The 8,393-nt window shown below is 37.9% G+C and carries 7 protein-coding genes; 5 read left to right on the top strand and 2 right to left on the bottom strand.

Going from position 1 to position 8,393, the window contains the following annotated elements; genetic code table 11:
• Nucleotides 1-1,813, bottom strand: a 1,813-nt coding sequence (locus HP439_RS15995) for an AsmA family protein (protein WP_172391340.1), incomplete at its 3' end; no start/stop codon positions are given.
• Nucleotides 1,814-2,042: 229 nt separating this feature from the next.
• Here HP439_RS15995 and HP439_RS15990 point away from each other — a divergent pair.
• The 5 genes from HP439_RS15990 (at nt 2,043) to HP439_RS15970 (ending at nt 7,097) form a co-directional block, all read left to right on the top strand.
• The gene (locus HP439_RS15990) at nt 2,043-2,714 is read left to right on the top strand and encodes a response regulator transcription factor (RefSeq protein WP_172391339.1); all 672 of its coding nucleotides are present in this window, start codon (nt 2,043-2,045) and stop codon (nt 2,712-2,714) included.
• A 3-nt stretch (nt 2,715-2,717) separates the two neighbouring features.
• Nucleotides 2,718-3,998 carry a sensor histidine kinase gene (porY, locus tag HP439_RS15985; protein WP_172391338.1) on the top strand — a complete coding sequence of 427 codons (1,281 nt, stop codon included), beginning with the start codon at nt 2,718-2,720 and terminating at the stop codon, nt 3,996-3,998.
• A 134-nt stretch (nt 3,999-4,132) separates the two neighbouring features.
• Complete coding sequence (locus HP439_RS15980) at nt 4,133-4,549, top strand: PepSY-like domain-containing protein (RefSeq protein ID WP_172391337.1); 417 nt, start codon at nt 4,133-4,135, stop codon at nt 4,547-4,549.
• 34 nt (nt 4,550-4,583) lie between these two features.
• The gene (locus HP439_RS15975; protein WP_172391336.1) at nt 4,584-5,015 is read left to right on the top strand and encodes a PepSY-like domain-containing protein; all 432 of its coding nucleotides are present in this window, start codon (nt 4,584-4,586) and stop codon (nt 5,013-5,015) included.
• Nucleotides 5,016-5,123: 108 nt separating this feature from the next.
• The gene (locus tag HP439_RS15970; RefSeq protein ID WP_172391335.1) at nt 5,124-7,097 is read left to right on the top strand and encodes a DUF3857 domain-containing protein; all 1,974 of its coding nucleotides are present in this window, start codon (nt 5,124-5,126) and stop codon (nt 7,095-7,097) included.
• Between the two features lie 89 nt (nt 7,098-7,186).
• Here HP439_RS15970 and HP439_RS15965 read toward each other — a convergent pair.
• On the bottom strand, nt 7,187-8,393 hold a 1,207-nt coding region (locus HP439_RS15965; protein ID WP_484592849.1), incomplete at its 5' end, for a transglutaminase-like domain-containing protein.

The following is an 8,393-nucleotide window of genomic DNA, read 5'->3' as shown; positions in this document are numbered from 1 at the left end:
AGTTGTCGATTGAGACATATGCATCATAGGTCGTATCTTGCGCCATGGACAAGTTTCCGTTAAATGTCGCATTACCCTGTTCTGTAATTAAACTCATATTGGCATCGAACCCGCTTAATCCCCCTTTAAACGTTCCAGAGAGGCTCACCGCGTTTGGAAATTTAATACTGTCCGGGAGCATGGACTTAGCGATTAGTCGATTTAGATCGGTGCGCCCCGTCGTGAATTTTTTTAAATTTAGATCAATATCTAATTTTTCGGTATCCGGTAAGCCTTTAATTATTGCACTAGCCAAAATATGCGTTTTATCTAGCGTTCTAAATTCAACTGTCGGAATGTTTAGGTTATCCATCGTCCCTTGGATCCGTCCATCAATGAAAAAAGAATGGGCTAGCAAAGGTTTCATAACCTCCATTGTGTCTAATTCAGGAACAAAATAGAGAATGTCAGCCATGTCTACGGTCGACTTATTAATCCTTGCTTCGATCTGCACGCTGCTCGGATTATCCGTAAATGCATCTAGCGATGGGTAGGAAATCTTAATATGATCTCGTATGGTCGTTGTTGGAGTTTGGGCTAATAGATTCTGGATTTGCAGTCCTCGATTACCATATATGAAGTCCCCTTGCAGGGCTTTTATAGAGAATCCTGAATGATCTTTCGCGGTTAAGTTTTTGAGGGATCCTGAAATAGAATCAGAAGAATAGTACAGATCATTCAAGTCTCCTACAAAATCTGTAATATCTATGTCGAAGTAATCAAACCCTTTCAGAGGAGCTTCGTTGTCATCCTTGAATTTGAGATTAGTTTGATTAATCACTAATCTATCTGCAGATACCTTCCAATTTATCGGCGTAGTTTCTTGATCTTTGGTGGGGGCGGATAATGTCGTTTTCCCCAAAAGTATATCCGAGTCGGAGCCATCAAGAGCGACTTCACCAAGTCTTACAATCTCCTTGTTTAAGTCGATTTCTTTGACGTCTGCGACTAATTCATTTATTTTAAATTTAGTATCAATTGCTGACGACTCATCTTGATATTGCACAAAGATATTTGCTAGTTTTAATTCTTCAATGTCAATGTCCGGAAGCAACGAGGTAGCAACGCTGGATGAATCTTGAAGCCCGAAATCTTCAATAGACGGAGCTTCTCCCTCAGCTATGGCTTCCCACTGTTTTATAGTTGCATGTAATCCATCGAGGTTGACTTTTGGCATCGAAAAAGCCATATTGTTTGATAGATCAAAAGTTTCAAGTTTGGTGTCAAAATGACCGATTTTTATATCGGCACTGGTTCCGATAACTTGATCATTATAAATAAAGTGAATACGGTCAAAAATAACATCGTCAATATCGAAAATCAAAGCCGCACTCGAATCGGCAGTTGGAGAACTGTCTTTTTGCGAGGCGAAGGCTTCCATGATATAGTCAAAGTTGAACGTGCTATCTGGTAAGGTTCGGTTTACTTTGGCTGTAACGCCTTGTACGATAAATTCTTCTATTTCGACAGTGTTACGCAAAAGCTTAAACATGTTTATGTCTACGGTGATTTTTTCGCCGGCAATCAATGTATCTTTGGACTGATCTTCAAAGTAAATATTATTTAGTTCTAATTTCTTCGGAAAAGTGATGTTGACATACCCGATGTCTACGGGCGTGCCGATCTTGTTTTCGAGGTACGTTGTAACTTTCCCGACTACATAGTTTTGTACACGTGGCAGGCGAATTAGAAAAATGAATAATAAAATGATGGCGATTACACTACCTATAATCCAAAGTATGGTTTTTAAAGCTATTCGTCCGAATCGATTCAAAGCGGTTTTTGTTATATATTTTTGTTATTCAATCAATGAAATTATACCATAACAACGCCTAAACCGCATAATTGTTTAACACTACGCGATTTAATATACATGCTATAATGCCTAACAAAGATAATATTTGCAAGGTATAAATAGCCAACCTCTATGAAAATGTATGATACTATCCTAATTTCCTAAATTTTTCCCAAATCCGAGGTTATTATTGTAGTTTAGATTAGGCATGAAAATATTAATTGTTGAAGATGAAATAAACTTGATTCAAGTCGTCAAAACATTCTTGGAGCAGGAGAAATTTATTGTAGAGACAGCGCGTGACTTTGAAAGCGGGCTCGCAAAATTGGCAAACTATACGTATGATTGTGTCATACTGGATATTATGTTACCCGGAGGTTCAGGAATGGAGCTACTTAAAGAGATACGGGCACTTGGGAAGGGCGAATCTGTGATCATCGTTTCTGCAAAAGATTCGGTGGAGGATAAAATACAGGGGCTTGAGTTGGGAGCAGATGATTATTTAAGCAAGCCATTTCATCTCCTCGAACTTTTGGCGCGGATTAAGACAATTATCCGCCGTTCGAATCAAGAGGGCGAGTCTGTCGTGCAATTTAAAAATGTTAGTCTTTATCCGGAGGATCGACGTGTTACCGTCGGAACTAAGGATCTGCAGCTAAACAGGAAGGAATATGATTTATTATATCATTTTATGATAAGACCGGCAAAGCTGGTGGAAAAAAGTTCACTCGCTGAGGCGATCTGGGGAGATGACGCTGATCAATCCGAGAATTTCGATTTCATCTATTCACAAATTAAGAATTTACGTAAGAAACTAAAAGAAACCAACGCAGAAATTGACTTTCAGGCCGTTTATGGAGTTGGATATAAGCTCATATAAATTATGTCTGTATCTTTAAGGAATTATACTCTTCGTTATTTGAGCATTGCTTTTCTTGTAATTATTACATTATGGGCATCGCTTTTTTATGCATATATTTTGGATGAGGTCTACGACAACGTGGATGACGGCCTAAAAAATCAAAAAATTGAGATTTTGAGGGCGATATACGAGAATCCTACACTTTTGGAAACTTCAGAATTTGGTGTGAATCAATTTAGGATATCCGAGGCTAATGGATTGACTTTTACAGAAAAGAACCAACTGACTTCGGAATTTTTTTATATGCCTTACGACGACGAGCAGGAGCCCTACCGCGTGTTACGAACAGGATTTTATGCCGCAGACCGTCGCCCTTATCAGCTTGAGATTCGAACCTCCACGGTTGAGGAGGATGACTTAATTTATGATCTGTCTGTGGCGCTAGTGGTGCTATATATTGTCCTTGTGCTTGCGATGTATCTTGTCAATGGTTATGTTTTAAGAAGGGCTTGGAAGCCTTTTAATAGCATTTTGAATAATATCAATCATTATCGATTTGGCCAAAAAGAACAACTGAAACCTCTGATGAGTGACGTAAGAGAATTCAAAATTTTGGATAGTGAAATTCGACAGATGTGGAAACGGAATGAGGAAGTTTTTGATGAACAAAAGCTATTTATTGAAAATGCATCACATGAATTGCAAACTCCTTTAGCAATTGCAATAAATAAATTGGAATTGATGATGGCAGAGGACGATTTAGACGAAAAACGGTTAACAGGGTTATCGTCAGCTAAATCCGTACTATTACGTTTGGTGAATTTGAACAGAGCTTTGTTAATGTTATCGCGAATTGACAACAAACAGTATAAATCACAACAAGATGTTGATCTGTCGAATATTATAAAAGGATTGACAGAAGACTTCGAAGATTTACTATCATTTAAGAATATTAAGCTTCATCGGCAGATTCAGGGACATTTCGTATGTCATATGAACGCCGATTTGGCGCTCGTTCTCCTTTCAAATTTGTTACGAAACGCTTTACGACATAATTATGAGGGGGGCGTGATCGAAATATCTTCAAGCCCAAATTTTATTTCTATTGCCAATTCCGCAACTGGTAGTGGACTTGATATTAATAAAATTTTTCGTCGTTTTCATAAAGGATCGCAAGATGATCAATCAAATGGACTCGGGTTAGCTATTGTGAAATCGATTGTGGATTTATACCCTACGCTTGCATTGGAATACACCTTTAGTGGAGCTATGCATATTTTTACACTTAAGTTTGAAGATTAGAATCTTATTTATTTTTTCGATAAATAAGTGTCAGATAAGATAATTTTCCCAAATCTTTCCTAATTCCCTACATACTTTTGTAGTATAAAAATATAATTGGTATAGAGATGAAGACCTTTAGAAAAATTTTAGCGATGACTGTTTTATTACTTATCACAGGTGCAGCATTGGCTGCTGATAAGGAGATTAAATTCAACGAGCTACCCAAAAAAGCACAAACATTTATTAAGAATAATTTCGATCAGAATAAAGTGATTCGTGTGTCTATGGATACCGAATATATTATCTTGAAAGAATACACGGTTTTTTTTAACGACGGAACCCAAATTGAATTTGATAGCGACGGTAAGTGGGAAGAAGTTAAGCGTAAATTAAAAGCAGTTCCATCGGCTATTATTCCCACGAAAATAATTGCATACATCAAACGCAGCTTTCCAGAAACTTTCGTTCAAAAAATAGAGCAAACACGCGCTAAGTTTGACGTCGAAATCTCTAACGGCCTTGATCTAGAATTCGGGTCTGACGGGGAGTTTATACGGATAGATGACTAGTCAAAAGAATAAATAACTTTAAACAAAGAAAAATATGAAAAAAACAGTATTAGGATTGTCGCTAATGATTGCGACTGTAGCTTTTATATCCTGCGATGACGAAAAAGTAGTTCCTGTTAATGAAATTCCAGCCACCTCACAAGCCTTTTTAGATACGTATTTTGATGGATATAGTATTAATAAAGTTGAAAAAGAAGGGACCCAATACTCTGTAAGTCTTCAAGGTGGTGTCGAGGTCGATTTTAATGCACAAGGCGATTGGACTGAAGTAGATGGATCCGACGGTGTTGTAATCCCGACAGGATTTATTTTGGAGCCAATTGTTGCTTATGTTATGGGCGAATACCCGAATGATAAAATCAATGGGATTGAAAAGAAAGTTTCGGGTTATGACGTCGACTTATTGACGGAAGACCCAGATCTCTTATTTGACCTAGATGGCAAGTATACAGGGATAGATCGTTAGATCGCCAAAGGCAAGATAGTAGGAGCGTCGGTTTTGTAAAATCCGACGCTTTTTTTATTCTTCGTGTTTAGATTTTTGTTACTTTTGAGAAACTAATTATTAATTTTTATGAAATATATACTGGGTATATTGTTTTCGGCATGGATTTGTTCCGTCCAGGCTCAGGATTTTTCGTTTGGAAAAATCAAAAATTCCGATTTCAACATTGAAAGCGAGTTGCTTAACAGTTCGCCCGAGGCGGTTGTTCTAAAAGAATATGGATATGCGAATGTTGAGCTGAGCCCGATCCGAGACAAAGGTTTCGAGATTGAATATTACTACCACGTTGCATTGAAGGTTTTGACGAAGGAAGGCTATGACGAAGGCGATTTTTCGATACCATTATATATCGATAATAACTCGAGAGAGACTTTAGTTGACATTAAAGGAGTTACCTATAACCTAGAGGGAGATCAATTGATGAAAACATCTTTAGAGAAAGAAAATGTTATTACGGAAAAAACATCTAGTACCTTAAATATAGTCAAAGTGGCTTTTCCGCAAGTCAAGGAGGGGGCTATTATCGAGCTGCGTTATAAAACGAAGTCTCCGTTTCTTTTTAACCTGAACAAATGGGAGTTTCAATCCGATATACCGAAATTGAAAAGCCAATTCGTGACTCGAATACCCGAGATCTGTACCTATCAAGTGAATTTACGGGGAGGCATGCCTGTCACGAACCGAGAGGTGGAAAATTATAATACGGAACTGGTTTCAGAAGTTGGGGAAGTTCGGGGAGATAAGACAACCTATACAATGGAAAATATTCCAGCTTTTGTGTCGGAAGATTACATGACTGCTTCGAAAAATTTTATGTCCATCCTTTCGTTTGAGCTCTCTAGGTTTTCTATACCGTTTGGTGTTACAAAATCTTTTTCAATGACATGGGATGATGTTCAGAAATCATTAGTCGATAATGAATCGTTTGGTGGACAATTGAAACGTAAAAACCAATTGCGTGAATTTATAGATCCGGTGATAGGTAATGATGATGACGCGTATTCGAAGGCTAACAAAATCTATAAATATATTCGCCAGCAAGTAAAATGGAATAAAAAGCATGGTGTTTTTGCAGATGTCGGAATTAAAAAAGCGTTGGAGACCCGTACGGGTAATAGCGCCGATATTAATTTAGCATTGGTCAACGCGCTAAACTACGCTGGAATTTCTGCAGATGCTATAATTTTATCGACCAGAGATAACGGTTATCCAGGACTTTATACTCCAGGTATTACAGACTTTAATCATGTGGTGGCGCGTGCTCGAATAGGGGACACGGACTATTTTTTAGATGCTAGTACTCCATACGAGCCGTTCGGAAATCTACCCCTAAAATGCATAAATTATCAAGGACGTAACATTCCGCTGACGGGCAATTCCGATTGGGTACCGTTGGTAGCGAATTTGGTATCCAGCAGGCGGGTTATATTTAACGGTGAACTTGACGAAGAGGGTACCTTACGTGGAGAACTTGCTTTGTATAGTGGGGGGTATAATGCTTCAAACAAACGAACAGAGTTTGAGGGTTATAACTCTGTCGAAGAATATTTCGAAAACTTTGCCAAAAAAAACACCCATTTTTTTCTGTCGAATTCAACTGTTGGAAACCGAGAAAACGAAACCCTGTTATTGGAAGAAAAGATGGAGATTGAAATTGTAGATTTTGCAAGTGCTGGCAATGGCTCATTACAGATTCAGCCTATTATTCTTGGGGCTCATACGAAAAACCCGTTTAATTTAGAAGAAAGGTCATATCCGGTAGATATGGCTGCAAAAACACAGGAAAATTATAGCATTACTATTAAACTTCCAGAAGGATACGTTTGGACGAAAGAAGGATTGCAGGATAAGATTAGCCTAGCTCTTCCCGAAAGAAGTGCGCGATATATTTATTCTGCTAAACAGGAAGACGATATGTTATTCGTTGAAACGACCACTCAAATAAATAAATCGATATTTCTACCAGAGGAATATTTTAATTTAAAGGAGTTTTATAACCGTTTAATCCAAACGGAAAAAAATACCATTGAATTGAAACGATAATTCGTATTAACCTATATTTATTAGGTAGCGACTATTTGTAAATAAGAAAAATAAGACGGTACTGTTTAATCAGTACCGTCTTATTTTTCTTATTGAATTAATTCCAGCGAAATCCGACTACGGTCGGTTTGTCCCACTGATTTTAAGAAATCCTGAAAGACGTTGTATTGATCAGCATTATATTCACCTTGTTTAATCGTTAAGGTTCGAAGACAGATTAATTTATCGTTTTCTATTCTAGCGATGAATTCAAAAGTTCCCATAGGGCATTCATAGGATTTATTAATGGGAGTCATGACCTTGTTGACATCCTCAGGCAGTTCAATTTCAAGGATGTCCTTGTCAGTAAAACCACGGTTTATATAGACGTTGCGTTGCCTGTTGTCATTGCGTTGAAGGTTCACGTAACTACTGAATGGTGTCGTCGGTATGATTAACTTACTATTTGTCGTCCGTGCTATATGTTGAATACTAAGATTGAGGTTTTCCTGTACATATGAACTGTCTTGTTCAATCATTTGGTAATCAATAGCCGCAAAAGATATATTATTAATGTCGTAGTGCTTTGCTAATAATTTTGCCTTATCTGTCGGGTTAGCCCGTAAAACATCTAAATGGTTATCAAGCTGTGTGCCGTAGAATTTTGTTACCATTTTCCCTTCGAAATGCTTATGGTCAACAAGTTTTAATGTGGAATGGCGTATTTGTCGATTATCTCGCTCAGTGTATGTTGGTGTTTTTAATATTTGACCGCCTTCGGCTGTCCAGGCGAGAACTAGGCGGTCATCCGTAAAATCTCCTAGGGATCCAAACGGCATTAGTTGGCTTGTACACTCTAGCCATGTCGTATCGTTCTTAAAAGGAATGCAAAGAATAACATGATTGCCGTCCTGCATATTTGCAAATGAAGATCGGAGGCTTTTCTTTTGCCATCCAGCCTCTACGACACAGTAATAAGAAGGGATGTCAGCGAAGGATAATAGGTTCTGCATGTAATTTACTAGTGCTTTGCAGTCGCCATACCCATATTTTTCTACATCGCTTGCAGGAAAGGGTTCTATCCCCCCGATACCAACCTGAATGCTTACATAGCGGGTTTTATTCTGCATGTATTTATATAAAATCTTTGCTTTTTCTTTGTCTGATAACGCATTTTTGGTCAGATCTAGGACTTTCTGTTTTACATCTGGGCCGAGATCTTGTTTTCCGTTAAGTAACATATCATGTGCCCATTTCCCGAAATTTTTCCAGTCCGTAAGGGAGCCACTATGGTTATAATATGAAATCCTTTCTGGA

The sequence above is a fragment of the Sphingobacterium shayense genome (genome assembly GCF_013179575.1).
GTDB classification, from domain to species: domain Bacteria; phylum Bacteroidota; class Bacteroidia; order Sphingobacteriales; family Sphingobacteriaceae; genus Sphingobacterium; species Sphingobacterium shayense.
The sequence above is the reverse complement of the archived record's forward strand: the minus strand, read 5'-3'. Positions and strand labels throughout refer to the sequence as shown.